Origin of the sequence: Clostridium drakei, from assembly GCF_000633595.2 — a bacterium.
GTDB lineage: Bacteria > Bacillota > Clostridia > Clostridiales > Clostridiaceae > Clostridium_AM > Clostridium_AM drakei.
Map to the genome: position 1 here is coordinate 1 of NZ_JIBU02000106.1, position 390 is coordinate 390.

A 390-nucleotide genomic window follows, 5' to 3' on the forward strand; every position below is an offset into this window, starting at 1 on the left:
ATTTGTTCTCTTTATTCCTGTTGCACAGGCTGGTGCTCTTCCATGTGCTGCTTCAAACATGTCACATGCAAAATAGTTATACGCTAAAACTGAACATCCTACTGGAGCTACCCCTATTGTTTTATCTAATATGCCAAGTTCATCTATTACTTCTGCAACTAATTTGTGTATTATACCATGTGTACATCCTGGACAATAATGAGTAGGCACATCCAACAATGCCTTTGGATTTTCATATACTACTTCCATTATTTTGCACCCCCTACTATAGATTTTACTTTTTCAAGAATATCTGTAGGATCTGGAACCATCCCTCCTGATCTTCCATAAAAATCTACAGGTTTTCTTCCATTAGATGCTAGTCTTACATCTTCAACCATCTGTCCGCAG

2 pseudogenes are annotated in these 390 nt (G+C 37.7%); both read right to left on the reverse strand.

The features are described from left to right. Positions 1 to 249: pseudogene (locus EG57_RS0224960) on the reverse strand (thiamine pyrophosphate-dependent enzyme); the annotation flags it as partial. Next, positions 249 to 390, reverse strand: a pseudogene (locus tag EG57_RS27200) (3-methyl-2-oxobutanoate dehydrogenase subunit beta); the annotation flags it as partial. The pseudogenes EG57_RS27200 and EG57_RS0224960, both read right to left, overlap by 1 nt.